General features: G+C 69.1%; 22 protein-coding genes, 1 tRNA gene and 4 pseudogenes. 12 read left to right on the top strand and 15 right to left on the bottom strand.

Annotation, left to right across the window (positions count from 1 at the left end; genetic code table 11):
• Nucleotides 1–44 precede the first annotated feature (44 nt).
• Together AC2W7K_RS08910 and AC2W7K_RS08915 are read right to left on the bottom strand one after the other, a co-directional pair.
• Nucleotides 45–1,352 carry an Nramp family divalent metal transporter gene (locus AC2W7K_RS08910; protein WP_198498275.1) on the bottom strand — a complete coding sequence of 436 codons (1,308 nt, stop codon included), beginning with the start codon at nucleotides 1,350–1,352 and terminating at the stop codon, nucleotides 45–47.
• 146 nt (nucleotides 1,353–1,498) lie between these two features.
• On the bottom strand, nucleotides 1,499–1,948 hold the full coding sequence (locus tag AC2W7K_RS08915; RefSeq protein ID WP_198498274.1) for a DUF4186 domain-containing protein: 450 nt from the start codon (nucleotides 1,946–1,948) through the stop codon (nucleotides 1,499–1,501).
• 131 nt (nucleotides 1,949–2,079) lie between these two features.
• Between AC2W7K_RS08915 and AC2W7K_RS08920 the strand changes: the two genes are divergently transcribed.
• The 8 genes and pseudogenes from AC2W7K_RS08920 (at nucleotide 2,080) to AC2W7K_RS08955 (ending at nucleotide 7,012) form a co-directional block, all read left to right on the top strand.
• Nucleotides 2,080–2,460 (top strand): YidH family protein, encoded by a 381-nt coding sequence (locus tag AC2W7K_RS08920; RefSeq protein WP_137824252.1) that lies wholly within the window; start codon nucleotides 2,080–2,082, stop codon nucleotides 2,458–2,460.
• 23 nt (nucleotides 2,461–2,483) lie between these two features.
• Nucleotides 2,484–2,807, top strand: a complete 324-nt coding sequence (locus tag AC2W7K_RS08925; protein ID WP_198498273.1) for a DUF202 domain-containing protein — start codon at nucleotides 2,484–2,486, stop codon at nucleotides 2,805–2,807.
• A 147-nt stretch (nucleotides 2,808–2,954) separates the two neighbouring features.
• A complete protein-coding gene (locus AC2W7K_RS08930) occupies nucleotides 2,955–3,275 on the top strand; it encodes a hypothetical protein (protein WP_198498272.1) in 321 nt (106 codons plus the stop codon).
• Nucleotides 3,276–3,312: 37 nt separating this feature from the next.
• Nucleotides 3,313–3,948, top strand: coding sequence for an AEC family transporter (locus tag AC2W7K_RS08935; protein WP_486006021.1), 636 nt, complete (start codon nucleotides 3,313–3,315; stop codon nucleotides 3,946–3,948).
• Complete coding sequence (locus tag AC2W7K_RS08940) at nucleotides 3,836–4,240, top strand: AEC family transporter (RefSeq protein ID WP_486006022.1); 405 nt, start codon at nucleotides 3,836–3,838, stop codon at nucleotides 4,238–4,240. The genes AC2W7K_RS08935 and AC2W7K_RS08940 overlap by 113 nt, the downstream gene beginning before the upstream one ends.
• A 121-nt stretch (nucleotides 4,241–4,361) precedes the next feature.
• A complete protein-coding gene (locus AC2W7K_RS08945; protein ID WP_232623535.1) occupies nucleotides 4,362–5,450 on the top strand; it encodes a TIGR01906 family membrane protein in 1,089 nt (362 codons plus the stop codon).
• A 310-nt stretch (nucleotides 5,451–5,760) separates the two neighbouring features.
• Nucleotides 5,761–6,662, top strand: a pseudogene (locus AC2W7K_RS08950) (SDR family oxidoreductase).
• 71 nt (nucleotides 6,663–6,733) lie between these two features.
• Nucleotides 6,734–7,012, top strand: coding sequence for a hypothetical protein (locus tag AC2W7K_RS08955; protein WP_198498269.1), 279 nt, complete (start codon nucleotides 6,734–6,736; stop codon nucleotides 7,010–7,012).
• Nucleotides 7,013–7,068: 56 nt separating this feature from the next.
• On the opposite strand, the gene ppk2 is transcribed toward AC2W7K_RS08955, so the two are convergent.
• A complete protein-coding gene (gene ppk2 / locus AC2W7K_RS08960) occupies nucleotides 7,069–7,971 on the bottom strand; it encodes a polyphosphate kinase 2 (RefSeq protein WP_137824258.1) in 903 nt (300 codons plus the stop codon).
• 96 nt (nucleotides 7,972–8,067) lie between these two features.
• On the bottom strand, nucleotides 8,068–9,288 hold the full coding sequence (locus AC2W7K_RS08965) for an MFS transporter (protein ID WP_198498268.1): 1,221 nt from the start codon (nucleotides 9,286–9,288) through the stop codon (nucleotides 8,068–8,070).
• 131 nt (nucleotides 9,289–9,419) lie between these two features.
• Here AC2W7K_RS08965 and AC2W7K_RS08970 point away from each other — a divergent pair.
• Together AC2W7K_RS08970 and AC2W7K_RS08975 are read left to right on the top strand one after the other, a co-directional pair.
• Nucleotides 9,420–9,493 (top strand) — tRNA-Leu (locus tag AC2W7K_RS08970).
• 40 nt (nucleotides 9,494–9,533) lie between these two features.
• Nucleotides 9,534–10,025 (top strand): hypothetical protein, encoded by a 492-nt coding sequence (locus AC2W7K_RS08975; RefSeq protein WP_198498267.1) that lies wholly within the window; start codon nucleotides 9,534–9,536, stop codon nucleotides 10,023–10,025.
• A 54-nt stretch (nucleotides 10,026–10,079) separates the two neighbouring features.
• Here the strand turns inward: AC2W7K_RS08975 and AC2W7K_RS08980 are convergent, their stop codons facing one another.
• Nucleotides 10,080–10,463, bottom strand: a complete 384-nt coding sequence (locus AC2W7K_RS08980; RefSeq protein WP_198498266.1) for a winged helix-turn-helix transcriptional regulator — start codon at nucleotides 10,461–10,463, stop codon at nucleotides 10,080–10,082.
• A 92-nt stretch (nucleotides 10,464–10,555) separates the two neighbouring features.
• On the opposite strand from AC2W7K_RS08980, the gene AC2W7K_RS08985 reads away from it, so the two are divergent.
• The gene (locus AC2W7K_RS08985) at nucleotides 10,556–11,176 is read left to right on the top strand and encodes an NAD(P)-dependent oxidoreductase (protein WP_198498265.1); all 621 of its coding nucleotides are present in this window, start codon (nucleotides 10,556–10,558) and stop codon (nucleotides 11,174–11,176) included.
• 10 nt (nucleotides 11,177–11,186) lie between these two features.
• Here AC2W7K_RS08985 and AC2W7K_RS08990 read toward each other — a convergent pair whose 3' ends face one another.
• The 6 genes and pseudogenes from AC2W7K_RS08990 to AC2W7K_RS09015 form a co-directional block, all read right to left on the bottom strand.
• Nucleotides 11,187–12,050 (bottom strand): hypothetical protein, encoded by an 864-nt coding sequence (locus AC2W7K_RS08990; protein WP_198498264.1) that lies wholly within the window; start codon nucleotides 12,048–12,050, stop codon nucleotides 11,187–11,189.
• 166 nt (nucleotides 12,051–12,216) lie between these two features.
• Complete coding sequence (locus tag AC2W7K_RS08995; RefSeq protein WP_486006023.1) at nucleotides 12,217–13,593, bottom strand: NAD(P)/FAD-dependent oxidoreductase; 1,377 nt, start codon at nucleotides 13,591–13,593, stop codon at nucleotides 12,217–12,219.
• Between the two features lie 66 nt (nucleotides 13,594–13,659).
• Entirely contained in the window at nucleotides 13,660–14,970 is a 1,311-nt protein-coding gene (locus tag AC2W7K_RS09000; protein WP_198498262.1) for a S8 family peptidase, read from the bottom strand.
• Complete coding sequence (locus AC2W7K_RS09005) at nucleotides 14,967–15,905, bottom strand: Ppx/GppA phosphatase family protein (protein ID WP_198498261.1); 939 nt, start codon at nucleotides 15,903–15,905, stop codon at nucleotides 14,967–14,969. The genes AC2W7K_RS09000 and AC2W7K_RS09005 overlap by 4 nt, the downstream gene beginning before the upstream one ends.
• 123 nt (nucleotides 15,906–16,028) lie before the next feature.
• Nucleotides 16,029–16,523: pseudogene (locus AC2W7K_RS09010) on the bottom strand (DUF501 domain-containing protein); the annotation flags it as partial.
• The gene (locus AC2W7K_RS09015) at nucleotides 16,523–17,023 is read right to left on the bottom strand and encodes an FtsB family cell division protein (protein WP_198498260.1); all 501 of its coding nucleotides are present in this window, start codon (nucleotides 17,021–17,023) and stop codon (nucleotides 16,523–16,525) included. The gene AC2W7K_RS09015 and the pseudogene AC2W7K_RS09010, both read right to left, overlap by 1 nt.
• Before the next feature lie 640 nt (nucleotides 17,024–17,663).
• Between AC2W7K_RS09015 and AC2W7K_RS09020 the strand changes: the two genes are divergently transcribed.
• The gene (locus AC2W7K_RS09020) at nucleotides 17,664–18,767 is read left to right on the top strand and encodes a DUF559 domain-containing protein (RefSeq protein ID WP_198498259.1); all 1,104 of its coding nucleotides are present in this window, start codon (nucleotides 17,664–17,666) and stop codon (nucleotides 18,765–18,767) included.
• A 421-nt stretch (nucleotides 18,768–19,188) separates the two neighbouring features.
• On the opposite strand, the pseudogene eno reads toward AC2W7K_RS09020, so the two are convergent.
• From eno to mfd, 4 genes and pseudogenes are all read right to left on the bottom strand, one after another.
• Nucleotides 19,189–20,465: pseudogene (gene eno / locus AC2W7K_RS09025) on the bottom strand (phosphopyruvate hydratase).
• A 109-nt stretch (nucleotides 20,466–20,574) separates the two neighbouring features.
• A complete protein-coding gene (locus tag AC2W7K_RS09030; protein ID WP_198498258.1) occupies nucleotides 20,575–21,417 on the bottom strand; it encodes a tyrosine-protein phosphatase in 843 nt (280 codons plus the stop codon).
• Entirely contained in the window at nucleotides 21,414–21,941 is a 528-nt protein-coding gene (locus AC2W7K_RS09035; protein WP_232623534.1) for a MazG nucleotide pyrophosphohydrolase domain-containing protein, read from the bottom strand. The genes AC2W7K_RS09030 and AC2W7K_RS09035 overlap by 4 nt, the downstream gene beginning before the upstream one ends.
• 7 nt (nucleotides 21,942–21,948) lie before the next feature.
• Nucleotides 21,949–25,481, bottom strand: a pseudogene (gene mfd / locus AC2W7K_RS09040) (transcription-repair coupling factor).
• Nucleotides 25,482–25,519 lie beyond the last annotated feature (38 nt).

A 25,519-nucleotide genomic window follows, 5' to 3' on the forward strand; every position in this document is an offset into this window, starting at 1 on the left:
GGGCCGGCAGCGTCAGCGCCGCTGCCGCGCCTCAGCACGGCATCTCAGCTCCACAGCGGGGAAAGGGCATCGATGAGCTGTTGGACGCCGAGGATGAGGAAGAGGAGTGCGGTGATCCCGAGCGCAAGGTTCGTGTGCCACCGGTTCGCCCATTCCTTCGGCACGCGCTTGCCGTTGAGCAGGCCGAGGAGGGTGAGGGCGAGGAACGGCATGAACAGCGCCCCGAGCACGCCGTAGGTCAGGATGAGCCCGATCGGCCGGTCGAGGAGGAAGAGGATCATCGGCGGGAACGTCAGCCACAGGAGGTAGAACTTGAAGTACTTGCCGCCGGTCAGCGTGTCCGGGTGCCCGGCGGGCTTCTTGCGCATGTGGCCCCAGAAGTCGGCGAACATCAGCGAGACGCCGTTCCACACTCCGATGATCGAGGAGAACGATGCCGCCCAGAATCCGACGAGGAAGCCGACGCCGACGACGTCGCCGTAGCGGGCCTTGAGGACATCGGTGAGGTCGAGGAGTCCCTCATCCCCGGCGGAGAGGGCGACGCCGGCGGAGCGGACCACCTCGGCGCCGACGATGAGCATCGCGATGACGAAGATGCCGGTCATGACGTAGGCCATCGTGTTGTCGATGCGCATCACGCGCATCCACTTGGGCGTGATCCACCCCTTCTCCCGCAGCCAGTACCCGTAGGCGGCCAGGGTGATCGTGCCGCCGACGCCACCGGCGAGCGCGAGCGTGTAGACGACCCCGCCGTCGGGGATGAGCGGGATGAGGCCGCGGAGCATCTCCGGCACATTGGGCACGGCGATGACGGCGAGGCCGACGACGGTGACGAACATGATCCCGACGAGGACCGCGGTGATCCTCTCGAACACCGTGTACCGGCCCAGCCACACCATCGTGAAGCCGGCGAGCCCCATGAGGACGGCCCACACCGTCAGCGGCACCATGGGGAAGAGCGCGGCCAGCGGCAAGGCCGCCGAACTCATCGCCGTCGCACCGTAGACGAAGCCCCAGATGATGATGTAGGGGCCGAAGTACCAGGTCGTCCACCGGCCCAGTGACCGCCAGCCCTCGAAGATCGTCTTGCCGGTGGCCAGGGTGTAGCGTCCGGCGCCTTCGACGAGGATGATCTTGAGGAGGACGCCGACGATGACGGCCCACAGCAGCGCATAGCCGTACCGGCTGCCGGCGACGAGCGTGGCGACCATGTCGGCGGCACCGACACCGGTGGCCGCCACGACGAGGCCCGGGCCGATGACCTTCCACTTCGGTCTGCCCTCGGCCTCACCGACGGTGCCGTGACCGGAGTCCTGCGGCGGTGCTGGCGGTTGGCTCGGTCCGTCGGTCATACGTCTCCTTCGTCGTCTCCGGCACTGCCGACGCGAACGTCACCGGTCCGGTCGGCAGGGTCTGCGTTCATGCTACGTCAGCACGGAGGCACGACCGCGTGCTGCCTCACAGGGTGGGACACGGGTGCAGAGACGCAGGCGATGGATCAGAAGAGGGCGGGCTGCCTCACCGTCCTCTGCGATCTCCTCGACGCCGCGGTCGGCGGTCTCGGCACGGACCGTCGGGCGGGGGCGGAGGCGAGCTCGAGTTCGATCCACCGGCAGATGACGGCGACGACCTCGGACTGTTCGGCGGCAGTGAGCGCACGACCGGCGGCGATGCCGTGGCTGGACTGCAGGCACGTGCGACAGCACGTCGCCGTGGCGTGCTGGGCGAGGAAGACGGGGTGGCCCTTCCACGGGGTCTGCTTGCCGTCGCGTGGCGGATTGCGCGGGGCCAGTCGGGTGGCGATGAAGTCCTCTGCGTGCCGCTTCATCGTGTCCATGTCGCGTGCGGCGATGTAGTCGAGGTCGGAGTCGCGGAGGTGGAAGCGCGAGCGGAAAGGGGTGCGGGTGATGCGCCCGATCCGCTCGTCCAACTGCTGGTGATCCGTCATGTGGGGAGCGTATCCGGCGCCACTGACACGGGTCGGCGGACACCGGCGGTGACCGCAGACGGTGGTCACCGCCGCATCACACTGTGAACGGTGACGGCCCGGGAGTGGGACGCGGATGTATTCTCAAAGACGTGGCACACGACGACACGCGCAGCAGGCTCGCCCAGCGGATGTTCCCCGACGGGGAGGATCCCGACCCGCGGTTCACGCTCGCGAACGAGCGGACGTTCCTCTCCTGGATCCGCACGTCGCTGGCGTTCATCGGCGGCGGCATCGCGGTCGAGGCGTTCACCGGGGCGATCTTCTCCCCCGGGCTGCGCGCGACGCTGTCGATCGTGCTCATGGCCATCGGATTCGTCCTCGCCGCCGGAGCCGCCTTCCGCTGGTTCCGCATCGAGTCGGCGATGCGGCGCAAGGAGTCGCTGCCCCTGCCGCTCATCATCCCCATCGTCAGCCTCGCCTCGGCGCTCGGTGCCGGTCTCCTCGTCCTCGTCTTCTCCGGGGTGCTGTGACCCCGTCGAAGTCGACGCGGTACATGCCGCACGAGGATCCGGGCCTGCAGCCGGAGCGGACGACCCAGTCGTGGCTGCGGACGAGCCTGACGATGACCGTCGTCAGTCTCCTCTTCATCCGCTGGATCACGATCTTCCCCGTCGTCTCCGTCTCCGTCTTCGTCCTCTGCCTCGGCCTCGCCATCGCGGCGATCGCCATGCAGGCCGACCGATACCGCATCGGCGCCGGGTCGATCCGCGCCGAACGCGGTCAGCCCACACCGTGGGCGGTCATCTCCATCACCGTCTCCGTCTGTCTCATCGCCGCCCTCGGCATCGCCTCGGTGATCCAGCTGACCTTCGGCTGAGGGACCCGGGCCCCTCCGTTCGGGAGCGTCGATCCGGTCCTCTCCGCTCCACCGGACTCCGCCAGCTCCCACTGCCGCCGCGACATCGACGTTCCTCGTCGTGAGACCGCCGTCCCGAGTCATCAGGGGCCTCCCTAGACTGGGGGCATGAAGGATGCCCAGGAAGTCTCCACTGCCCCACTCGTCGGCCTCGGCCTCATCGGCGGGTTTCTCACCGCCCGCGAGACCGGGATCCGCCCCCTCGGCGGGGTCGTCCTCGCCGCCGCCGGCGCATACGCGGCACGCACGTGGTACGTCAAGCGCGGTTGGCCCACGGCGACCGCCCTCAGCCTCGCCTACCTCGGCGGGTTCGGTCTCTCGCACCCGCTGGCGAAGAAGATCGGGGCCTGGCCCGCCGTCTTCACCGTGACCGCCGCGAGTGCCGCGGCCGCCCACTTCGCCGTCGACGCAGTCCCGGCGAAGGACTGACCCGACCACTCACAGAAACGAGGATCACCGGTAGCCCATGCTGGCCGTATTCGAAGGATTCGCCGTCATCGCGGGGGTCATCCTCGTCGGGTTCCTCCTCGGGCGCTCCGGAGTCCTCGGGCCCAGCGGACAGCAGGTCATCGCGAAGCTCGTCTTCTACGCGGGCACCCCGACGCTGCTCTACGTCACGGTCTCCCAGACCGACCTCGGGCTGATCTTCAATACGGCGCTGCTCGCCACCGGCGGGTCGGCGATCATCGTCGGGCTCCTCCTCTTCGCCCTCACCCGCTGGGTGCGCAAACGCAGCACCGGCGAGGCGATGTTCTCCGCGTGGGCGGTCAGCTACGTCAACATCGGCAACCTCGGGATCCCGATCGCCGCCTACGTCCTCCACGACGTCGGCTACGTCGCCCCCCGTCCTGCTCTTCCAGCTCATCGTCCTCGCCCCGATCGGCATGACCGTCCTCGACGGCGCGGGCAAGAAGAAGCACGACACTCACTGGTACACCACGATCCTCCAGGTCGCGAAGAACCCGATCCTGCTCGGGGCGGCGGCAGGAGTGGCCGCCTCGGCGACGGGATTCGAGCTCCCGCGGTTCATCTTCGAGCCGATCGACATGATCGGGGCGACGGCGGTGCCCGGCGCCCTGCTCGCGTTCGGCATCTCTCTTAAGGACGGGTGGGCGCTGCCGATCAAGGGCACCCGTTCGCAGCTGAGCTACATCACCGTCGGCAAACTCGTCGCCCAGCCGGTCATCGCCTGGGCGATCGGCGGCCCGCTGCTGGGCTATACGGGCATCGACCTGTTCGCCATCGTCGTCACCTCCGCCCTGCCGACGGCGCAGAACGTCTACATCTACGCGATGCAGTATCGCCAATCCGAGGCGCTCATGCGCGATGCCGTCTTCATCACCACGGTCCTTGCCGTGCCGGCCCTCGTCATCGTCGCCGCTCTCCTCGGGTGAGGGGCGGCGTCCTCAAGTGAGGACTGCCCGTGACAATGCCAGGGGCCGACCGCCTCGGCGATATCGGGGTCCGTGGCGTGTCCTCCCGGGCTCGGCGCACCCTGTCACTGACAATGGGAGCGTGGCTGGAGACGAGAAGAACGAGACCGAAGACCTCCTGAGCAGGCGCATGAGCTCAGGGTCGACGAGCGCTGCCGACAAGTCCTCGGCGCCTCTCGAGGCCGCGAACGACCCGTCGACCGACACCGAGGCGTTCGATCCGATCAAGGATCCCATCCTCAAGGAGGAGCCCCGCCCGTCGACCGGCCCGGTGCGCGTGGCACCCGCCCACTCGAATGCGCCGCAGGAGACCGCCCGCACTCGCGAGGTCCCTGCCAACGGTGCGGCCGCGACGACGCCGGGGAGCGCTTCCCGCCCCTCGGTGATGAGCGAGGAGGACTGGGCGGCGGTGACGAAGGCCGCGACGTCGACCGACACGCACGAGCCGGAGTACCCCGAACGCCGCCGGAACCCCCTCGACATCATCGGCACGATCTGGATCGCCCTGTCCGTGCCGTTCATGCTCCTCGCGCTCTCCGTGCGCGCGATCGCCTCGGGGATGTTCCTCAAGTTCGAGTACTTCCGCCCCGGCTTCCCTGCCGATCAGTTCGGCTTCGGCTCCGCCGACCGCGAGCACTACGGCACGTACGTCATCGACTACCTCCACAACCTCGACTCGCGCCGCTACCTCGCCGATGTCGTCATGCCCAACGGCGAACCCGTCTTCATCTCCTCCGAGCTCGACCACATGGCCGACGTCAAGGGCCTCATCTCCCTCCTCTACCTCATCGCGATCATCGGCTTCATCGGCACGGTCCTCTTCTCCCTCTACCTCTCGCGCAGGAACGGGATGGGCATGCGCATCGGGTTCCGCCTCGGCGCGATCTTCAGCTTCATCGCGATGGCCGGCCTCGCCGTCGTCGCGCTGCTGGGCTGGGAGAGCTTCTTCCGCGGATTCCACCGCGTCTTCTTCGCCGACGGGACGTGGGAGTTCTACGCCGACGACTCCCTCATCCGCCTCTTCCCGCCCCAGTTCTGGGTCGACGCGGGCATCGGTGCGGGCGGGATCTTCCTCCTCCTCACCATCATCCTCTTCCTCTTCAGCTTCGCCGGTCACAAGAAACGCAAAGCCGCGAAGAAGGCCCAGCGCGAGTCCGCCGACCGCATCTGAATCCCGCCGCAGGTAGCGGCACTCTGCGCTCACGCGCTCCACGGTTCCGGCCGGGTGGTCTTTCCCCTTCCACCCGGCCGCATGCTTTCTCCGCCCTCCCATATCGCCGAGGTGGCTGAACTTCGCCGTTCCGCGCCCGCAGACGATCATCCCCCGTTGAACGTCTGCACCGTTCCGCATCGTGCCGTGGGCGTCAGGTGTGAGTCCCCGGCGAACCTCTCCCCGCGCTTGCACGGGCGGCCGGGTCTGAGTAACGTCGATGACAAGGCACCATGCCTGAAACCCGGCACCGATCGAAGGAGCCTCGACCATGGCGAATGACACCGATCAGCTGACGTTCCAGAACCCCGTCACCCGCTATCCCAGCATCACCCCGCCCCGGCAGGATCAGCCCGAACCGGGTCTCGATCGCGACCTCGAACCCCAGACCGATCGCGGTGAGGACTCGTATCGCGGAACGGGCAGGCTCGAGGGCCGCAGAGCTCTCATCACGGGAGGCGACTCGGGCCTCGGGGCGGCGATCGCGATCGCCTTCGCCCGCGAGGGCGCTGACGTCGCGCTCAACTACCTCCCCGTCGAGCAGCCCGACGCCGACGAGGTCAAGCGCGTCATCGAGGCGACCGGACGCGCGGTCCACCTCTTCCCCGGCGACCTCACCGACCCGCAGTTCTGCGCGGACCTCGTCACAGACGCCGCCGACGCCCTCGGCGGGCTCGATGCCGTGGTCAACAACGCCGGCCGCAGATCTCCGTCGAGGCGATCTCCGATCTCACCGACGAGCAGTGGGCGAAGACGTTCCAGACGAACATCGCTGCGATCTTCCACATCAGCAAGGCCGCCGCCGAGGTGCTGGCCCCGGGATCGACGATCGTCAACTCCACCTCGGTGCAGGCGTACAGTCCCTCGGCCCACCTCCTCGACTACGCCTCGACGAAGGCCGCGATCAACAACTTCTCGAAGGGCCTCGCCCAGCAGCTCGCACCCCGCGGCATCCGCGTCAACGCCGTCGCTCCGGGACCGTTCTGGACCCCATTGCAGGTCTCCGACGGACAGCCGAAGGACGCCCTGCCCGAGTTCGGCAAGGACACCGCTCTCGGTCGCGCCGGCCAGCCCACCGAGGTGGCGCCCGCCTACGTGTTCCTCACGTCCCCGGAGTCGAGCTACGTCGTCGGTGAGACCCTCAACGTCAACGGCGGTCAGCCGACGCCCTGACCGTCGAGGCACCTCCAAGCCCCCAGCGGTGAGCACCGCGCTGACCGCACCTCTGATGAAAGGACATGCTCATGAGCTCCGAGACCACCCCGCCCGATGAGACCTCAAGCCCCGACACAAGCCCCGACAAGAGCTCCGAGCCTGCAGCCGCGGTGACGAAAGCACCGCAGGTGTCGACCGACGAGGACGGCGACACCGTGCGCGGCAGCGCAGCGGGCACCGACGGAACGACGGACGAGCACCGCGCCGACGCGCCCGGCAGCGCGGCCGACGACGACGGCCTCGTCGACGTCGGTGAGGTCCTCACCGGCGAATCCTCCGACGACGGACCTCCCGAGATGCCCGCCTGAGAACGACACCGGCTCCCGTGCACCGCACGGGGGCCGACTGTTCGTGCCGCGGCCGCTCAGTCGTCGACGGCGTCGCGACCGCGGCGGACGATGAGCGGATCCGGTTCGTAGACGATCGAGGTGTCCTTGCCCGCGTAGTCGAACTGGTTGAGGAAGTAGCGCATCGCGTTGAGGCGGGCGCGCTTCTTGTCATTGCTCTTGATCGTGATCCACGGGGCGTGATCAGTGTCCGTGCGGCGGAACGTCTCCTCCTTCGCGAACGTGTAGTCGTCCCAGCGTCCCAGCGACTCGAGGTCCATCGGCGAGAGCTTCCACCGTCGGACCGGATCGATCTGGCGGATCGCGAAGCGGGTGCGCTGTTCGCGCTGGGTGACGGAGAACCAGAACTTCGTGACGTGGACACCGGAGTCGATGAGCATCTTCTCGAACACGGGAGCCTGCTCCATGAACCGCTCGTACTCATCGTCGGTGCAGAAGTCCATGACGCGTTCGACATTGGCCCGGTTGTACCAGGACCGGTCGAACATGACGATCTCGCCGTTCGTCGGCAGGTGGCTGATGTAGCGCTGGAAGTACCACTGCCCGGCCTCCCGGTCAGAGGGCTTGTTGAGCGCGACGACCCGGGCCGCGCGCGGGTTGAGGTGTTCGGTGAAGCGCTTGATCGTCCCGCCCTTGCCGGCGGCGTCGCGGCCCTCGAAGACGATGACGTGCTTCGCGCCCGTGTCCTGCCCCCAGTACTGGAACTTCAGCAGTTCGACCTGGAGCCGGTACTTCTCGAGTTCGTACTCCTCCCGATTCATCAGCTCCGGGTACGGGTAGCCCTCGCGCCACGTCTCGACCGCCCGTCCCATCGGGTCGATGAGCTGCGGATCGGTCGTGTGGCTGTCGGCGACCGTGTAGCCTTCGACCCTGAGCTTGTCGATGTACTCACGCAGGTTCTCGTTCGGGAGGATGGACACGAAGACTCCTTCACTGCTCAGCTGCCGGTGTGGGGGATGTCGTCGCGACCCGGTCACGACCCCGGCGCCTCGGACGGTACTGGTGCGAGGTGAACATCAGGTTATGCGATCGATGTCGTGTTTCGGAACCAGGGCCGCGCCGATCAGCGGTGCGGCGGCGACGATGACGAAGGCCCACGGATACCCGAAGGCGGTGATGAGCGCCCCCAGCCCGGGTCCGACGAGCGCCGAGACCGCGAACTGCCCCGTGTTCTGCGCCCCGAGCGCCTTCCCCGACCAGCGCGGCCCCGCGGCCTCGGCCACCGAGGCGAAGGCGAGTCCGTTGTCGGCCACCGACACCGTCGAGGCGAGGACGAAGACGAGCGCGGCGACGACGGGCAGCGGGGTGAGCGAGATGAGGGCGACGGCGAGGGTGAGGACGCAGGCGGCGACGGCGACGAGGCGGATGAGGGCGACCCGGGAGCCGAGGGCGTCGGAGGCGGCGCCGATGATGAGGCGACCGAGCGCGCCGACGATCTGCGCGGCCGCGACGATCCCGCCGGCGACCGCGGCGGGCACTCCCTGGTTGGCGATGAGCCAGATGAGCCCGTAGGTCGAGAACGCGAACTGCGGGACGACGAGGAGGGCGGAGACCGTGTGGATGCGCCAGAGGAATCCGTCGGAGCGATAGGGGTTCGTCGCCGAGGCGGCGCCGGGCTGTCCGTGCTCCGGTGCGCTGGGAGGGCGGACCGCCTCGGCGCGGGGAGGGTTCCGGACGAGAGCGACGGTGACGATCGTCATCACCGCGGTGACGGCGGTAGCAAACCAGAGGTAGGCCGTGATGCCGCCGGCTGCGGCGAGCGGCGGGACGGCGAGGGCGGCGACGCTCGTGCCCAAGGGCTGCGACATCTGGCGGATGCCCATGGCGAGGCCGCGCCGATGCCGGGGAAACCAGCCGATGACGACGCGTCCGCTCGCCGAGTTCACCGAGGCCGCGGCGGCCCCGGCGAGGGCAAGGGTGACGATGAGCCAGGCCGGCGACGAGGAGAGCGGGACGGCTGCCGCGGAGGCGAGCGCGGTGAGCCCGAGGCCGAGCGTCATCGCGAGCCGCTCGCCGAACCTGTCGGCGAACGCACCCCAGGCGATGAGCGTGAGGATGAGTCCGAAGCTCGGGGCGACGCCGACGGTCCCGGCGCGCGTGAGCGAGTAGCCGAGCTCGGTGTGGAGGTACGGGATGAGGAATGCCGGACCGGTGATCGCCACGGTCGCCGCCATCTGCGCGAGCACTCCGACGACGAGGATGACCCAGGCCTGTCGGCTGGGCGCGGGCATCGTCATGGGGTGAGGCTAGTCCCTGGTCAGCACGGACGCGGTCGTGTCTCAGATCGCGGCCCCAGGCGGGGACGATATAGTGATGCTGGCGATGAGCACGCTGTCCGCGCAGCGCCACTGCGGACACGGCACCGTCACCCCCTGTAGCCCAATCGGCAGAGGCAGTCGACTTAAAATCGATTCAGTCTGGGTTCGAGTCCCAGTGGGGGGACCGTGTCGCCGGAGCTCGCGAAGTCGGGCATGATCGTCCTATGACTTCAGCGCTCATCATCCCCGGCACTCCCCCGCAGGCCGTCACCGGCCTCGACGACCCGATGACGGTCGCCGCCCCCGGACCTGCCGTGCTCTTCGATGACCGCACACCGGCGGGCCGGCTCGACCCGCGTGCCGGACGCCCGTCCGGGGCCGCGGCAGCTTCCGAGGCGACAGCTCCGGAAGCGGCACCGCCCACCGTGACTGTTCCGCAGCGCCCGCTGGCCTACCGTGAGGGCGGCCGGGACTGGCATGTCATCGGCTACGAGGCCGCCGACCACTGGGAGAACCTTTCCCCCGCGCTCCGGGCCCGGCTCCTCGCCGATCGCACCGCGCCCCTCGACGTCGACGAGTTCAAGGCGACGACGAACGGCGCGAGCGCGTCGATGATCACGAACAACTGGGTCCGCTCCGGCCATCCCCGGCAGTACCGGATCGCCGGTGAGCTGCGGGATCTCGCCGAGGTGCTCGCCCGCATCGCCGACGCCTGACCCGGCGCACCGCTCTGCTCGGCAGGCCCGAAGGCCCCTTGACCGCGCGCCCCCTCAGCTCAGCAGCGCCGTCTCAGCGGCCACCTCGGCGGCCTCCCGGTTGTGTTCGATCCGCGCGACGTTGAGCTCGGCCCAGCGTCGCAGCGTCGCGACCGGTTCGAGCAGGGAGCGACCGAGGTCGGTGAGTCGGTACTCGACCCGCGGGGGCACCTCGGCGAAGGCCTCGCGCGCGATGAGCCCGTCAGCGGTCAGGGACCGCAGCGTCGAGGTGAGCACCTTCGGGGTGATGCCGCCGACGGCCAGGCGGATCTCGTTGAAACGGCGCGGCCCCTCCTCGAGGGTCTCGATGATGAGCACCGTCCATTTGTCGCCGAGGCGGTCGAGGACGATGCGCGTGGGACAGTCGGGGTCGAACGCGTCGCCTTCCCAGTCGATCATTGTGCGAGAACTCCAATAGTTTCTTTGAGGTACCTTGTATCCTCAGTATATCGTCACTGCATCAGGAACCGCACACCACGGAAGGACTCATCATGAGAATCGCACTCTTCGGAGCTTCGGGAATGGTCGGCTCGCGCGTGGCGGCCGAAGCCGCCGGCCGCGGACTCGAGGTCACGGCGATCACCCGCACGGGCACCGAGGTCCCCGGCGTCGCCCGCAGCCTCACCGGCGACATGGCCGATGCCGCCCTCGATGCGCAGGTCGCCGCCGACCACGACGTCATCATCTCCGCCACCGGCCCCAGCCGCACCGGCGGCGACCACGGCGAATGGCTGCAGGCGCTGCAGACCCTCGCCGAGGCCAGCGGCGACACCCCGCTCTACGTCGTCGGCGGCGCCGGATCCCTGCTCGTCGACGGCGAGACGATGCTCAAGGACGCCCCCGGGTTCCCCAGCGCCTACAAGGCCGAGGCGGAGACGGGCACCCGCGCCCTCGAGATGCTCCGGGCAGGCGACTACTCGCCGTGGACGATGCTCTCCCCCGCCCCGGAGATCGCCCCGGGCGAACGCACCGGCTACTACGCCGTCGGCACCGACGCACCCGCCGGTGAACGGATCTCCGCCGAGGACTTCGCCGTCGCCCTCGTCGACGACGTCGAGGATCCCCAGCACGTCGACGCGCGCTTCACCGTGGCGAACTCCGAGGTCAACTGACCTCTGACCCTCAGCTGAGCGAATAGTCCCGGGAGGAGATCGCGAAGCCGTGGTCACCGTTGGTGCACACGACTTCGCGGTCCGCATCGGTCGTGCAGGCGATGCCGTAGGCGATGAGGAGGTCACCGTAGGGCAGGACGGCGGTGTCCGCACCCCACTCCCCGGCATCGGAGAACTGTGTGAACGTCGGATCGCCGTAGGCCTCGAAGCGGGGCCCGCCCGTGGAGGTGAGGACGATCGCCGTCGGCTGCTGCTGCTGGCCCTGATACGTCACAGGCGGCAGGTCCTCGGGGAAGCTGTGGTTGTCGCACCCGAGCAGGTCCTCCTGGAAGCTGCAGTGGTGCTTCCGGGACTCCGTCGTGAAGTAGAGTCCCGCGGCGCCGGTCGCCGTCCCCTCGTACTCCCACGGCAGGACGTGGTAGCCCGCGGGCACGTCGAGGCTCGCCGGCCGCACGACGAAGCGCTGCTCGTCCTTGTCGCACGAGAGCGTGATGTCGTAGTCGGCGACCTCGCTGTCCATCGGGAAGAGACATTCCCACCCGTCGACGATCGTCCCGTGCCCGGCGACGTGCTCGGAGTCATCCCCCTCCCCGCGGGCCAGTGCCTCCAGTGCCGTCCTCGCCTCGTCGCAGTCGGTGTCCTGCGTGCCCTGGTAGATCGCCTGGTCGGTCATCGGTGCGGGAGCGACTCCGCAGTGCCCCACCGGGAGGGAATCCTCGTCGACGAGCGTCTCGTCATCGGTGGGGGCGGGCTTCCCGGCCTCCGTCGCCGAGGTGGGGCCCGGCTGCGGCGCCGACGTGTCCTCACCGCCCCGGGTGCATCCGCTGAGGACGAGCACGGCGACGAGGCTGACGATGGCTGTAGTGCGCTTCATCTCCTCACCGTAGCCTGCGGTCGGGGCGACCGGGCCGGTCGGTCGATAACGGCCTCATCACAACCTCGGCGCCGACACCTGTCGACGACGAAGCCCCGGGAGTGCGATCGCACTCCCGGGGCTTCGGTCTCGCCTGCGGACTCTCATCCGTCAGACGCGGTCAGGATCAGGCCTTGACGGGCTCTTCCTTCTTGGGAACCGGCTTCGACTCCGCAGCCTCGACGAAGCTCTTGCGGGGCACGTCGAGGTCGACGAGCTCCGTGGTGTCGCGACCGAGGACGAAGTTGAGGATCCAGTTGCCGAAGACCTTGACCTTGCGGTCGATGCTCGGGATCGCGTAGCCGTGGTAGGCGCGGTGCATGAGCCATGCGAGGAGACCGCGGGCTTCGAAGTCGCCCATCTGTGAGACGCCCTTGTAGAGGCCGAGACCGGCGACCGATCCGATGGTCTTGTGGAAGTACTGCTTGAACTCGGTCTCTCCGCGCAGGGCGGCGAGCACGTTGGCGGCGAGCACGGGCGCCTGACGCACCGCATGCTGGGCGTTGGGCACGCAGTAGCCGCCGACACCGCCCCCGGAGAGGTCGGGCACCGCGGCATTGTCACCGGCGGCCCATGCCCCTTCGACGACGCCGTCTTCGCCCTCGACACGGAGGTCGGCGCGCACGGTCACGCGGCCGCGCTCGTCGATCGGCAGGTCGGAGTCGATGAGGACGGGGTTGGCCTTGACGCCGGCCGACCACACGATGGTGTCCGCGTCGAACTCCTCGCCGTTCGAGAGCTTGACGCGCTTGTCGGTGCAGTCCTGGAGGAACGTCCCGAGGTAGACGTCGATGCCGCGCTCGCGCAGGTGCTCGACGACCCAGCGGGCCTGTGCCTCGCCGACCTCGGGCATGACGCGGCCGAGGGCCTCGACGAGGACGAAGCGGACGTCGGCCTCGGTGAGGGTCTCGTACTGGGCGATCGCCGAGCGCACGACGTCCTCGAGCTCGGCGAGGAGCTCGATGCCGGCGAAGCCGCCGCCGACGAAGACGAAGGTGAGAGCCTTGCGACGCTCGTCGTCGTCCTCCATGAGGGCGGCGTCGGCGAGGCGGGAGAGGAGGTGGTCGCGCAGCGCGACGGCTTCTTCGATCCGCTTGAGGCCGATCGCGTTCTCCTTGAGGCCGGGGATCGGCAGGGTGCGGGCGACGGAGCCGGCGGCCATGATGATGTGGTCGTAGTCGAGTTCGAACGGCTCATCGTTCTCGGGTTCGACGACGACGAACTTGTCGGCGTGGTTGATCGACGTGACCTTGCCGGTGATGACCTCGGCGCCGGGCAGATTGCGGCGCAACGGCACGACGGCGTGGCGGGGCTCGATCGAGCCGGCGGCCACCTCGGGGAGGAACGGCTGGTACGTCATGTACGGGTTGGGGTCGATGACGGTCACGGTGGCTTCACCGCGGCCGAGATTCTTCAGCAGATTCTGGGCCGTGACGAGACCGAGGTATCCGCCGCCGACGACGAGGATGCGTGGACGCAGTTTCGAGTTTCTGATGAGAGCCATGACCCCATCCTAGGCCCTTGTGAAAACTTTCACTAATCATCATCGACGTCCCAGATGAGACGCGTATCACGGCTCGCCGAGTCGCCTGCGCATCCGCTTCCGGCGGGCGAAGACGATCGCTGCCACGGCGAGGAGGATGAGTCCGATGCCGCCGCCGACGCCGAGTGCGGCGTAGCCGAGCGTCGGCGTCGACTGGGTGGCGACGACGTCCTTCGGCGCGACGGCCTTCGGCTGTTCGCCCTCGGCGGGGGCGGCGGTCTCGGTCTCCGCTGCGCTGCCTTCGGCGCGCCGGTGCATCGTCACCCAGGAGGCGAGATCGTCGGCGGCGCTCGGCACGGTCTTCGGCACATCGGAGTCCATCGCCGCCTGCGGGTCGAGCCGACCCCAGCCGACGGTCGGGTCGGGCTTGTCGGCCGTGCTCTGGCCCGTGTGTCCGGTCACGGGCTTCGCGGTCGAGAGCAGCTTCGCGGCCACCTCGTCGGCGCTGAGGTCGGGGTTGTCCGCGCGGATCAGGGCGGCGACCCCGGAGACGACGGGCGCGGCGAACGAGCAGCCCTGGCCTTCGGCGTACCCGCCGGAGTAGAACGGGATGGGGATGTCGGCGGCGGGGCCCATGAGGTCGACGGCGGTGCCCGGTGCCGTCGAGGCGTCGAGCACCCGGCCGTTCTTCCCGAGTCCGCCGACGCCGATGACGCCGGGCACCGTCGACGGCGACCACGCCTGGGTTGCGCCCTGGGAGGCGTTGCCGACGCAGGCGACGACGAGGACGTCCTTCTCGTAGGCGTACTTGAATGCCTCGTCCCAGCTCGACGGCCACGCGGGGTCGTCCCAGCCCAGGGACATGTTGATGATCTTCGCGCCGTTGTCGACGGACCAGCGGATCGCCTCCGCCGCCTGCTCGCGCGTCGACCCAGAGTCCTTGGGACGGTCGGGGCCGAGCCACATCGAGGCGGAGAGGATCTCCGCGTCCGGGGCCACCCCGATCGGCCCGGCGCCCTCGCCCTGACCGGCGATGACGCCGGCCACGGCGGTGCCGTGGTGGATCGTGTCCTTGCCGCCGATCGGCGTCGTGCCGTCCTTGCCGAGGCCGCTGAAGTCCTTCGCGGCCGTCACGACGTCCTTGAGGTCCTCGTGGTCCTTGTTGACACCCGAGTCGATGACGGCGACCTTGACACCCTTGCCCGTCGTCGTCTTCCACAGCTCTTCGATGCCGTAGTCGCCGATGAACCACTGCCCGGGCCCCGGCTTCGGGGCGGCCAGCGCCGGCTGCGCGGTGCCGACGACGAGTCCGAGGACGAGGCCGATGAGCGCAAGCTTCGTCAGCGCACGGGGTCGGCGCCCGGTGCGCGTCGTCGGCGGTGCGCTGCTCCCGGTCATGACGCGAGGTCGAGGGCGATGCCGTCGAGGATGTCCGTCTCGGAGACGGTGATGGTGAGCTTGCCGCCCGCGGCGCGCACGGCGTCGGCGACCCGGGCGACGACGCGGGCGAAGATCAGCCCGCCGGCGGCGATGACGTCGACGCGTCCGGGGTGCATGTACGGCAGCGCGGCACGGGCCTCACGGTCCATCCGGAGGAGCGCGTCGACCTGGCGTTCGACGTCGGCGACGGTGAGCTTCGCCCCGTGGATGCGCTCGCGCTGGTAGCTGTCGAGGTCGAGGATGCCGGCGGTCAGGGTCGTCACGGTCCCGGCGACGCCGATGAAGGTGCGGGCCGCGGCCAGGTCGACCACCTCGGCGGCGCGATCGAGGTGCTCATCGATGTCGGTCACGGCGGCGCGGACCTGGCCGTCGTCGGGCTGATCGGTGCTCATGTGGCGCTCGGTCAGGCGCACCGATCCGATGTCCATGCTCACCGCGGACTCGACGGCCTCGGTGCCGAGGACGAGCTCCGTCGATCCCCCGCCGAGGTCCATGACGAGGAAGGGGCCCTCGGAGGCGCTGCGGCCCGCCGTCGCGCCGAGGAAGGAGAGGTGGGCCTCCTCATCGCCGGTGATGACGTCGGGGACGACGCCGAGGATCGCGAAGATCCCGGCGAAGAACTCGTCCCGGTTCTTCACGTCCCGGCTCGCCGAGGTGGCGACGAAGCGGATCTTCTCCGGTGCGAACTCTGCGGCGGCATCGGCGTACTCCTGTGTCACGGCGAAGGTGCGCTCGAGCGCTTCGGGGGCGAACTCCCCCGTGGCGTCGACTCCCTGGCCGAGGCGGACGATGCGGGTCTCGCGGAGGAGCTCGGTCATCGTGCCGGCCTCATCGATGTCGGCGACGAGCAGGCGCAGCGAATTGGTTCCGCAGTCGAAGGCGGCTACGCGCATGGTTCTCTCCTAGTCCGTCGTCTGCGAGGCGGCGTCGGCCGATGACGCCGCGGCCGGGGATCCCTGCCCCGTCTCCGAGCCCGCACCCGGGATCGACTCCGCGGTCGCCTCGGCGGGGGTGACGGCAGGGGTGGGAACATCGGTCATCAGTCCGATCGCGCGGTCGCCGATCGGGTTGGCTCCGGGCCCGGCGGCCAGGGCGTGGCCGACGAGGGCGTGAAGGCACTTGACCCGGGTCGGCATGCCGCCGGCGGAGAAGTCCGCGATCTCCTCGACCTCGGCGATGCCGGCGGCGCGGCCGATCTCGGACCGGACGGCGAGATAGGAGTCATGGGCCCGGGCATAGGCGGCGGCGAGCTCGTCGTCGGCGCCGAGCTCCGCGGTCCATTCGGCCATGATCCCCGCCGCTTCGAGGCGGGAGGACTCGGCGACGTAGGCCGGGTGGGTGAGGTAGAAGGTCGTCGGGAAGGGGGTGCCGTCCTCGAGGCGCGGGGCGGTCGCGACGACGAGGGGCTCACCGGTGGTGCTGCGGGCGGCGATGCCGACGACCCCGCGGGGAATGCGTCCGAGCTGCTCCTTCAGCGTTGCGAAGTCCGCCTCGGTGCACTCTGTGATCATCAGTCCGTTCCCGTCGTGTTGCTCGAATTGCCGACCTCCTCGATCGACTCCAGCAACTCAAGGTACCAGGCTTGGCTGCGCTGTGGGCGCGTTGTGTCCGAATCGTCATCGTCTTCCGAGTCCTGGTTGGTGACGATGACAGCGTTCTTGCCCTCTTCGACGTAGTACTGGTCCTCCCTGGCCTTGCGGGCGATGTAGGTCGGATCCTTGAGATTCTCGTTCTTCTCCCGCAGCGCCTCGACCTCGGAGCGGGTGGAGTCGATCTCGTTGTTCAGCGCAGCGATCTGCTGCGCCTGCTTGAGCGCGGAGTTGATCGAGGGGAGGAACGTCACGAGCACGATGGCGATGACGGCAAGGAAGACTCCGGCCTGCCAGGACATCCGGCGGCCGCGCGCATCACGGCTCGCGGTCGCCTCGACGACGGGTTTCGGGCGTCGCCGAGGAGCGGCCTTGCCGGGAGCCGTCTTCGGGGCAGTTCTTCTCGGTTTGCTCGGAACCATGACTCTTCCTCTGCGGCCGGGGATTGGGAAGGCAGCCGCAACACAGATAAGTCTGCCTGGTCGCATCGGGGCGAGCCGGGATTTCCACGCCGTGGCGTGTTCGGTGTCGGGGATTCCGCAGGCGTCGCGATGGCGTGGGAGCCTCTGCGGGAATCCTCGAGCGCGGGCAGGCCTCCGAGGTGGGTGCGAGCGGGACGGTGGCGACGATTAGCAACCGGGCTCAAGCCGCGATTCACACACCGCGCAGATTCACCGACGACCCGCAAGCGCACGCACAACCCGTGAGCCCACGTACGACCCGCAAGCTGCCTGCGCGACAACCCGCAGGCCCACGCACAACCCGCAGCTGCACGAACACCGCGGAACTCTCTGCGCACAACCCTGAGCCGCAGATCCACCGCGTGCACGGGTTGTCTGTGCCGCTCCACGGGCGGGATGCGAGAAACCGCCCGCCGACCGCGCCCCGCTCCGGACCAGCAGCAGCGCTCCCCCGTCCCGCCCGCGCATCCTCACCCCGCCCCTGCCACTGCGCGCCCGCCCGCCCTCGTTATCCACAGCCGCCCACACGCCATCCCCAGAGTTATCCACAGGACGGGAAGTTTCTATTGCGCTTTACTGACGTTTGATGCACTTTGTATCCATGTACCGAATACTGACGACCCAGGAACTCAACCGGCTCGGCTTCACCCACGAGGACATCCGATTCGCTCGCACATGCTGTCTGCTCCGACTCTCGCGCGGGGTCTATGTGGCCAGGCGCGTCTGCACGGTCGAGCGTCATCGCCCGCTCTGGGCGGGCATCGCGGAGAGAACGCATGACGAGCTCGTCGAGCATGGCGACAATCGCGACGCGATCAACGAACTCAGCGCCAAGGTCATGGCCAGGCGCGAACTCCAGTTCCAGCGACGGAACGCGAGGACCGCCTCGGCGACTGATACCGGGGATTCGGGCGCGGTGGGATCCGGGGATTCCGGTGCGGACGAGACGACCGACCACCCGAACCGCGAGGCGCAGTCAGGGGTCGACGTCGAGGTCGTCTCCCACATCTCGGCCGCCCTCGTCCACGGTCTGCCGGTCGCCTACCCGGTCACGCACCAGGTCGAAGTCGTGCGTCCCGGCGTCAACCGCCGGTACCCGAGCCTCCACGTCCGCGGCACGACGATTCCCGCTGCGCACTGGCAGCGCGTGGGCGGGATGCGGGTGACGACGCTCGAGCGCACCCTCGTCGACGTCGCCCGCACGTACAGTCTCGAGATCTCGGTGGCGATGATCGACGACGCCCTCCGGCGCTCACTGACGACGCTGGAGAGGATCCGCGCCGTCGTCGCGCAGGCGGTCGAGAAGCGGAACACGAAGCGGGTCGAGCGCGCCCTCGACCTCGCCGACGGACGTCGCGAATCGCCCGGAGAATCGATCGCCGCCGTCCGCTTCTACCAGCACGGCATCGTCGGGATGGTGCCCCAAGTGACGTTCCCGACCGAGCGGCAGAGGCCCGACATCCGCGTCGACTTCTGCCACAAGGGCGCGCGGCTCATCGTCGAGGTCGACGGAATCGGCAAGCTCTACCTCGGATCCGGCGTACCCCGCGAGGAGCTCGAGAAGGAGCGCCGCCGTGAGCAGTGGCTGCGCGAGCGCGGGTGGCGGGTCATTCGCATCAGCTGGAAGGAACTCTTCGAAGAGGCGAAGTTCAACGAGATCAAGCACGTCGTCATGGCGTCCGCGTCCGCCGCCTCGGCGGGGTGAGGTGCCGCCGGGGAGGGCGTGGGTGCCGCCGGCGCGGGGTGAGGTGTCACCTCGGCGGCGTATCGGGCAGCCGCTGAGCGTGAGGGCACTCCCCCTGCCCTCATGCTCAGCGGCATGAACAACCCCAGGACGGGGAGGGTGTCGCGCTCCGCGGGTGGGATGGCGAGCCACGGGGTGTGCATGGACGGGCACGGTGGACGAACCGCCCAGGGTTGTGCGTAGAACTCCGGGTGGTGCACAGAGTTCCGGGAGGTGGACCGAGCCCAGGGCAGTGGGCCGAGCGCAGGGTTATGCGTGATGTCCCTGGCGGGAGGAGAATCCTTCAAGCGCCGAGGCGGGGGCCGGGTGACCGCGAACGATCACTCGGCCCCCGCCTCGGTGTGGGTGCGACCCGCCGACAGGAATCTGCCGGCCCAGCCCCTCAGGCTTCGAAGCGCGGGAAGGCGCGCTTGCCGGCGTAGCGGGCGGCATCGCCGAGCTGCTCTTCGATGCGCAGCAGCTGGTTGTACTTCGCGACGCGCTCGGACCGAGCGGCGCGCCCGCCTTGATCTGACCGGCGTTGGTCGCCACGGCGAGGTCGGCGATCGTCGTGTCCTCGGTCTCCCCGGACCGGTGCGAGATCATCGTCGTGTAGCCGTGCGTCTGCGCGAGCTCGACGGCGTCGAGGGTCTCGGTGAGCGTGCCGATCTGGTTGACCTTGACGAGCAGCGAGTTCGCGGTGTCGTTGTCGATGCCGCGCTCGAGGCGCTCCGGGTTGGTGACGAAGAGGTCGTCGCCGACGAGCTGGACCTTCGACCCGATCGCGGCGGTGAGCTTCGCCCAGCCCTCCCAGTCGTTCTCGTCGAGCGGGTCCTCGATCGAGACGAGCGGGTACTTGCTCAGCAGGTCCTCGTAGTAGGCGGCCATGTCCTCGGCCGACTTCTTCTCGCCTTCGAACTCGTAGGCGCCGTCCTTGAAGAACTCCGAGGACGCGACGTCGAGGGCGAGCGCGATGTCACGGCCCGGACGGTGACCGGCGATCTCGATGGCCTCGAGGATGAGGTCGAGGGCCGCGGCGTTCGACTCGAGGTTCGGTGCGAAGCCGCCCTCGTCGCCGAGCCCGGTGGAGAGGCCGCGCTCCTTGAGCACGCCCTTGAGCGCGTGGTAGACCTCGACGCTCCACTGCAGCGCTTCGTGGAAGCTCGCCGCACCGATCGGGGCGATCATGAATTCCTGGATGTCGACGTTCGAGTCGGCATGCGATCCGCCGTTGAGGATGTTCATCATCGGCACCGGCATGACGTGGGCGTTCGGGCCGCCGAGGTACCGGTAGAGCGGGAGATCGGCCGACACCGCTGCCGCACGGGCCACGGCCAGCGAGGTTCCGAGGATCGCATTCGCGCCGAGGCGGGACTTGTTCTCCGTCCCGTCGAGGTCGATGAGCGCCTGGTCGACGAGGCGCTGATCATCGCTTTCGAGGCCGACGATGGCCTCGTGGATCTCATCGATGACGGCTTCGACGGCGTTCGTCACGCCCTTGCCGAGGTAACGCTCGGGATCGCCGTCACGCAGCTCGACGGCCTCGAACTCACCGGTGGAGGCGCCGGAGGGCACTCCCGCGCGACCGACGGACTCGTCGGCCAAGAGCACTTCCACCTCGACGGTGGGGTTGCCCCGGGAATCCAAGATTTCACGGGCGTTTTGCGGCAACGATCTCAGCCACTGATTACTCCTTAGCAGTCGGTGTCACATGGGAAACATGTGCCTGCCCGCAAGCTTAGTGCACAACCGGGCACCGCCCGGCCCCGATCGATGCGTGAAACCGGGCCTACGCCGCCTGCCCGTCGCTGACCTGCAGGAGCCGTTCACGCAGCCGCGCCGGAGTCTGCGGATCCATGCCGTTCTCGAGCAGGTACTTCTCCACCGCATCGTTGCCGTACGTCCGATCGAGGGAGGTCAGTATCCCCGCCAGCAGGTCGCGCGGGGCCGAGGTCGCCGCCTCGGCGAGGTTGCCGGAGATGCCGGCATCGGAATAGTTGCGCCTGATGCTCTCGAGGAAGGATCCGCCGAGGTGGTCCTCCGTGGCCGTGTAGTCGTCGAGGATGTCGTCCCGGTCGACCCCGAGGAGGGCGAGGACGAAGGCCGCGACGAGACCGGTGCGGTCCTTGCCGGCCGAGCAGTGGAAGACGACGCCGGTCTCGCAGCGATCGGCGACGGTGTCGACGGCGAGGGCGAGCCGGGGACCGAAGTGGGCGATGAGGTAGTCGTAGATGCGGCGCAGGGACCGGTCGCTGAGGTCGATCCCCGTGGTCTCGGCGAATTCGATCATCTCCTCCTGCGACAGCGGGGCGGCCGGGAAGAACTTGTCCTCGAAGACCGGCAGGGCGATGTAGTCGACGTCGAGGCCCTCGAGCGCATCGGGGTGCTTGGCCCGCTCGCCGATGTCGCGCAGGTCGAGCACCGTCGTGATCCCGAGGCGGGCGAGCTCCTCCCGGGACCGGTCGGTGAGCTGGGCGAGGCCGTCGGCGCGGAACACCCGACCGGTCGCCACCGACGATGCGCCGGCCGCCCCGGCGATGGCCCCGGCTGTCGCTGCTCCCCCGGTCACCGGTGCCCCGCCGAGGTCGCGGAAGTTGAAGGTGCCCTCGATGTCGATCCTGTCCAAGCTCACTCTGCGTCCCTCTCTGCTGGTGGTGCCGCGTCTGCGGCTGCCGCCGTCTGTGCGCGCTCTGCGGCTTTCTGTGCGCGCTCTGCGGCTTTCTGTGCGCGCTCTGCGGCTTTGATCCGACGGTACTCCCTCTCGACGTCGGCCAGTGCCGGCACGGGTCCGCTGCGCCCCTGACCGTCGAAGGTCAGCGGGTGCCGGCGGATGAGTTTGGCCTCGAGCCGCTCGATGACGTCTGTGAGCGTCGTCCCGTAGTCGCTTCCGCCGCTCTCGTCGAGGAGCGCGGCATGGAAGAGGATCTGGTAGAGGACGTCACCGAGTTCGTCGACGACGTGGTCGCGGTTGCCCGGCGACGGGTCGGCGGTGAGATCCTCGAGGGCCTCGATGAGCTCCTCGGTCTCCTCCCGGGCGTACCGCATGAGGCTCCGATGGTCCTGCTCGGACGACCACGGGCACCGTGCGCGCAGCACCGCCATCGCCTCGACGGCACCGTCCAAGCGCTCGGCCATGACCCCCGCGTTCTCGTCCACGGCCGCCTCACACCCCCGCGTCGACGACGTCGGAGGGGACGACCTCGGCGGGTGCGGCGGGCACGATCGCGTCGAGGAACTGGTGGGCCCAGCGGAGGATGTCCGAGTCCGTCATCTCCTTGGCCCCGAACCCGTCACCGGCCATCGGCTTGGGCACGAGGACCGAGCGGATGGCGGGTTTGAGCAGGGACTTCGGGTAGAGGCGCTTGAGCCGCACGAGCTGGGAGTCCTCGAGTTCGACGGGTCCGAAGCGGACGAAATTGCCCTGGACGACGATGTCGCTGACACCGGAGGCCCGGGCGCGGATGCGCAGTCGGGCGACATCGGCGAGAACCCCGACGGCCTCAGGATAGGGACCGTAGCGGTCGACGAGTTCGTCGAGGACCTCCTGGAGTTCGTCCTCGTTCGCCGCCGCCGCGAGCTTCCGGTACGCCTCGAGGCGCAGCCGTTCGTGGTCGACGTAGTCGGCGGGCAGGTGCGCGTCGACGGGCAGTTCGATGCGCATGTCCGCTTCCGGTTCGGTGTCCTCGCCGCGGAAGTTCGCGACGGCCTCCCCGACGAGGCGGACGTAGAGGTCGAAGCCGACCCCTTCGATATGGCCCGACTGCTGACCGCCGAGGAGGTTGCCGGCTCCGCGGATCTCCAGGTCCTTCATCGCCACCTGCATGCCCGCACGAGCTCGGTGTGCGCGGCCAGTGTCGTGAGACGGTCGAGTGCGGTCTCGGTGAGCTGGGTGTCGGGCGGGTAGAGGAAGTACGCGTACGCGCGTTCGCGACCGCGGCCGACCCGTCCGCGCAGCTGGTGGAGCTGGGAGAGGCCGAACCGGTCGGCGTGGTCGATGATGAGCGTGTTCGCGTTCGCGATGTCGATGCCGGTCTCGACGATCGTCGTGCACACGAGGACGTCGTACTTCTTCTCCCAGAAGTCGACGATGACCTGTTCGAGCCGGTTCTCGTTCATCTTGCCGTGGGCGATCGCGATGCGCGCCTCGGGGACGAGTTCGGCGAGATGCGCGGCGACGGCCTCGATGTCCTTGACCCGGTTGTGGATGAAGAAGACCTGGCCCTCGCGCATGAGCTCTCGCCGGATCGCGGCCTTGACCTGCTGGTCCTCGTACTTCCCGACGTAGGTGAGGACGGGGTGGCGCTCCTCCGGCGGGGTCGCGAGCGTCGACATCTCCCGGATGCCGGTGACCGCCATCTCCAGGGTGCGCGGGATCGGGGTCGCCGACATCGCGAGGACGTCGACGTTGGTCCGCATCGCCTTGAGCGTCTCCTTGTGCTCGACGCCGAAGCGCTGCTCCTCGTCGATGATGACGAGTCCGAGGTTCTTGAACCGCACCTCGCCGCTGAGCAGGCGGTGGGTGCCGATGACGAGGTCGAGCTTGCCGTCGGCGAGGTCGGCGACGACCTTCTCCGATTCCGCCTTCGTCTGGAACCGCGAGAGCGCCCCGACGGTGACGGGGAATCCCGCATAGCGTTCGGCGAAGGTCTCGAAATGCTGTTGGACGAGCAGGGTCGTCGGGACGAGGACGGCGACCTGCTTGCCGTCCTGAATCGCTTTGAAGGCCGCACGCACGGCGATCTCCGTCTTGCCGTAGCCGACGTCGCCGCAGATCAGACGGTCCATCGGCATGGACTTCTCCATGTCGGCCTTGACCTCGTCGATCGTCGTGAGCTGATCGCCGGTCTCGACGTAGTGGAAGGCGTCCTCGAGTTCGCGCTGCCACGGGGTGTCGGGTCCGTACGCGTGGCCGACGGTGGCCTGGCGTGCGGAGTAGAGGCGCACGAGCTCCCCGGCGATCTCCTTGACGGCCTTGCGGGCCTTCGCCTTCGTCGTCTGCCAGTCGGCGCCGCCCATCTTGTTGAGGCTCGGGTTCTCCCCGCCGACGTAGCGGCTGACCTGGTCGAGGGCGTCGCTGGGGACGAAGAGGCGGTCACCGGGCTGCCCGCGTTTGGCGGGCGCGTATTCGATGATGAGGTATTCGCGGGTGTGCTTCGCCGCGCCCTTGCCCGTCGTCCGCTGGGTCATCTCGACGAACCGGCCGACCCCGTGCTGTTCGTGGACGACGAAGTCGCCGGGGGCGAGGTTGAGCGGGTCGACCTGGTTGCGCTTGCGACGGGTCGGCAGTCGGCGCATGTCCCGCGTCGAGGTGGCGGCGGCGCGACCGAGGACGTCGGCTTCGGTGAGCACGGCGAGTTTGAGGTCGTCGAAGACGAAGCCGCCGAACGGCGCGGCCGTCGTCACCGTCACCAGCGCCGGGGGCACATCGGTGGGGTCGTCGACGAAGGTCGCGGGGATGCCGGCCTCGGAGAACACCTCGACCATGCGCTTGCCCGGTCCCTGGCCCTCGGTGAGGACGAGGATCCGCCACTGGTCGTGGATGAGGCCCCTGACATCGGCGAGGATCGCCTCGACGTCCCCGGCGTAGCCCTTCGGGGGTCGGGCCGGGAGGGAGAAGATGTTGTCACCGGGAGCGGCGATCTCGGCGTCGGCGGCGAAGCCCCCGATCTCCCACCACGCGAGCCCGATGAGTTCGGCGCCCTCGCGCATCTCGTCGACTGTGCGGAACGTCGCCGCGGAGAGGTCGATGGGCGTCTCACCGCCGCCGGCGGCCCCCGACCACGCGGCTTCGAGGAACTCGTTCGTCGTCACGACGAGGTCGGCCGCGCGCGCCCGCACGCGCTCGGGTTCGGCGATGATGATCTTCGTGCCCGCCGGCAGGAGCGCGATGAGCGGCTCCATGCCGTCGGCGAGGACCGCAGTGAGCGACTCCATGCCCTCGACGGCGATGCCGGCGGCGATCTTCTCGAGCATGTCGGCAGCCGCCGGCAGGGTCGGGGCGAGCTCGGCGGCGCGTGCCCGCACGGAGTCGGTGAGGAGGAGTTCGCGGACCGGGGGTGCCGAGAGGCGCAGGGGCTCGGCGTCGGCCTCGGCGGCGATCGACCGCTGATCGGTGACGGCGAACTCGCGGATCTCATCGACCTCGTCGCCGAAGAACTCGATGCGCAGGGCGTGATCGGCCGTCGGCGGGAAGATGTCGACGATGCCGCCGCGCACCGCGTACTCGCCGCGACGGGAGACCATGTCGACGCGCGTGTACGCGAGTTCGGTGAGGCGGGCGGAGAGCTCCTCGATGTCGGTCTCGTCGCCGACGGCGACCTCGATCGGCGGGATCTCGCCGAGGCCCTTGGCCAAGGGCTGGAGGAACGCGCGCACGGGGGCGATGACGAAGGTGAGACCGCGGCCGGGCTTGGGGTGGGCGAGGCGGCGGAGGATCTCGAGGCGCTGGCCCACGGTGTCCGACCGGGGTGAGAGCTTCTCATGCGGCAGCGTCTCCCAGCTCGGGAAGACGGCGATCGACTCCGCGGGGACCCAGTCGGCCAGCGACCGCGCGAGGTCCTCGGCTTCGCGGGTCGTGGCGGTGACGATGAGCTGCGGGGAGGTGACCTCGCCCGCGGTCACCGTCCGGCGCAGGATCGAGGGCCACAGTCCGCGGATCGCGTCGATGGTGCCGTGCGTCGTCGCCGGGTCGCCCATGGCTTCGACGAGTTCCGTGACGGCGGGGTTCTGCAGCG

The sequence above is a fragment of the Brevibacterium sp. LAARM2_SD2 genome (assembly GCF_057364785.1).

What these genes read in the sequence shown, in the direction of transcription:
- AC2W7K_RS08985 (WP_198498265.1), top strand. Translation starts at nt 10,556, where the DNA reads ATGAGAATCGCACTCTTCGGAGCTTCGGGAATGGTCGGCTCGCGCGTG.
- AC2W7K_RS08910 (WP_198498275.1), bottom strand. Translation starts at nt 1,352, where the DNA reads ATGACCGACGGACCGAGCCAACCGCCAGCACCGCCGCAGGACTCCGGT.
- AC2W7K_RS08995 (WP_486006023.1), bottom strand. Translation starts at nt 13,593, where the DNA reads ATGGCTCTCATCAGAAACTCGAAACTGCGTCCACGCATCCTCGTCGTC.
- AC2W7K_RS08990 (WP_198498264.1), bottom strand. Translation starts at nt 12,050, where the DNA reads ATGAAGCGCACTACAGCCATCGTCAGCCTCGTCGCCGTGCTCGTCCTC.
- AC2W7K_RS08930 (WP_198498272.1), top strand. Translation starts at nt 2,955, where the DNA reads ATGAAGGATGCCCAGGAAGTCTCCACTGCCCCACTCGTCGGCCTCGGC.
- AC2W7K_RS08980 (WP_198498266.1), bottom strand. Translation starts at nt 10,463, where the DNA reads ATGATCGACTGGGAAGGCGACGCGTTCGACCCCGACTGTCCCACGCGC.
- AC2W7K_RS08965 (WP_198498268.1), bottom strand. Translation starts at nt 9,288, where the DNA reads ATGACGATGCCCGCGCCCAGCCGACAGGCCTGGGTCATCCTCGTCGTC.
- AC2W7K_RS08955 (WP_198498269.1), top strand. Translation starts at nt 6,734, where the DNA reads ATGAGCTCCGAGACCACCCCGCCCGATGAGACCTCAAGCCCCGACACA.
- AC2W7K_RS09005 (WP_198498261.1), bottom strand. Translation starts at nt 15,905, where the DNA reads ATGCGCGTAGCCGCCTTCGACTGCGGAACCAATTCGCTGCGCCTGCTC.
- AC2W7K_RS08975 (WP_198498267.1), top strand. Translation starts at nt 9,534, where the DNA reads ATGACTTCAGCGCTCATCATCCCCGGCACTCCCCCGCAGGCCGTCACC.
- AC2W7K_RS08915 (WP_198498274.1), bottom strand. Translation starts at nt 1,948, where the DNA reads ATGACGGATCACCAGCAGTTGGACGAGCGGATCGGGCGCATCACCCGC.
- AC2W7K_RS09000 (WP_198498262.1), bottom strand. Translation starts at nt 14,970, where the DNA reads ATGACCGGGAGCAGCGCACCGCCGACGACGCGCACCGGGCGCCGACCC.
- AC2W7K_RS09020 (WP_198498259.1), top strand. Translation starts at nt 17,664, where the DNA reads ATGTACCGAATACTGACGACCCAGGAACTCAACCGGCTCGGCTTCACC.
- AC2W7K_RS08935 (WP_486006021.1), top strand. Translation starts at nt 3,313, where the DNA reads ATGCTGGCCGTATTCGAAGGATTCGCCGTCATCGCGGGGGTCATCCTC.
- AC2W7K_RS08925 (WP_198498273.1), top strand. Translation starts at nt 2,484, where the DNA reads ATGCCGCACGAGGATCCGGGCCTGCAGCCGGAGCGGACGACCCAGTCG.
- AC2W7K_RS09015 (WP_198498260.1), bottom strand. Translation starts at nt 17,023, where the DNA reads ATGGTTCCGAGCAAACCGAGAAGAACTGCCCCGAAGACGGCTCCCGGC.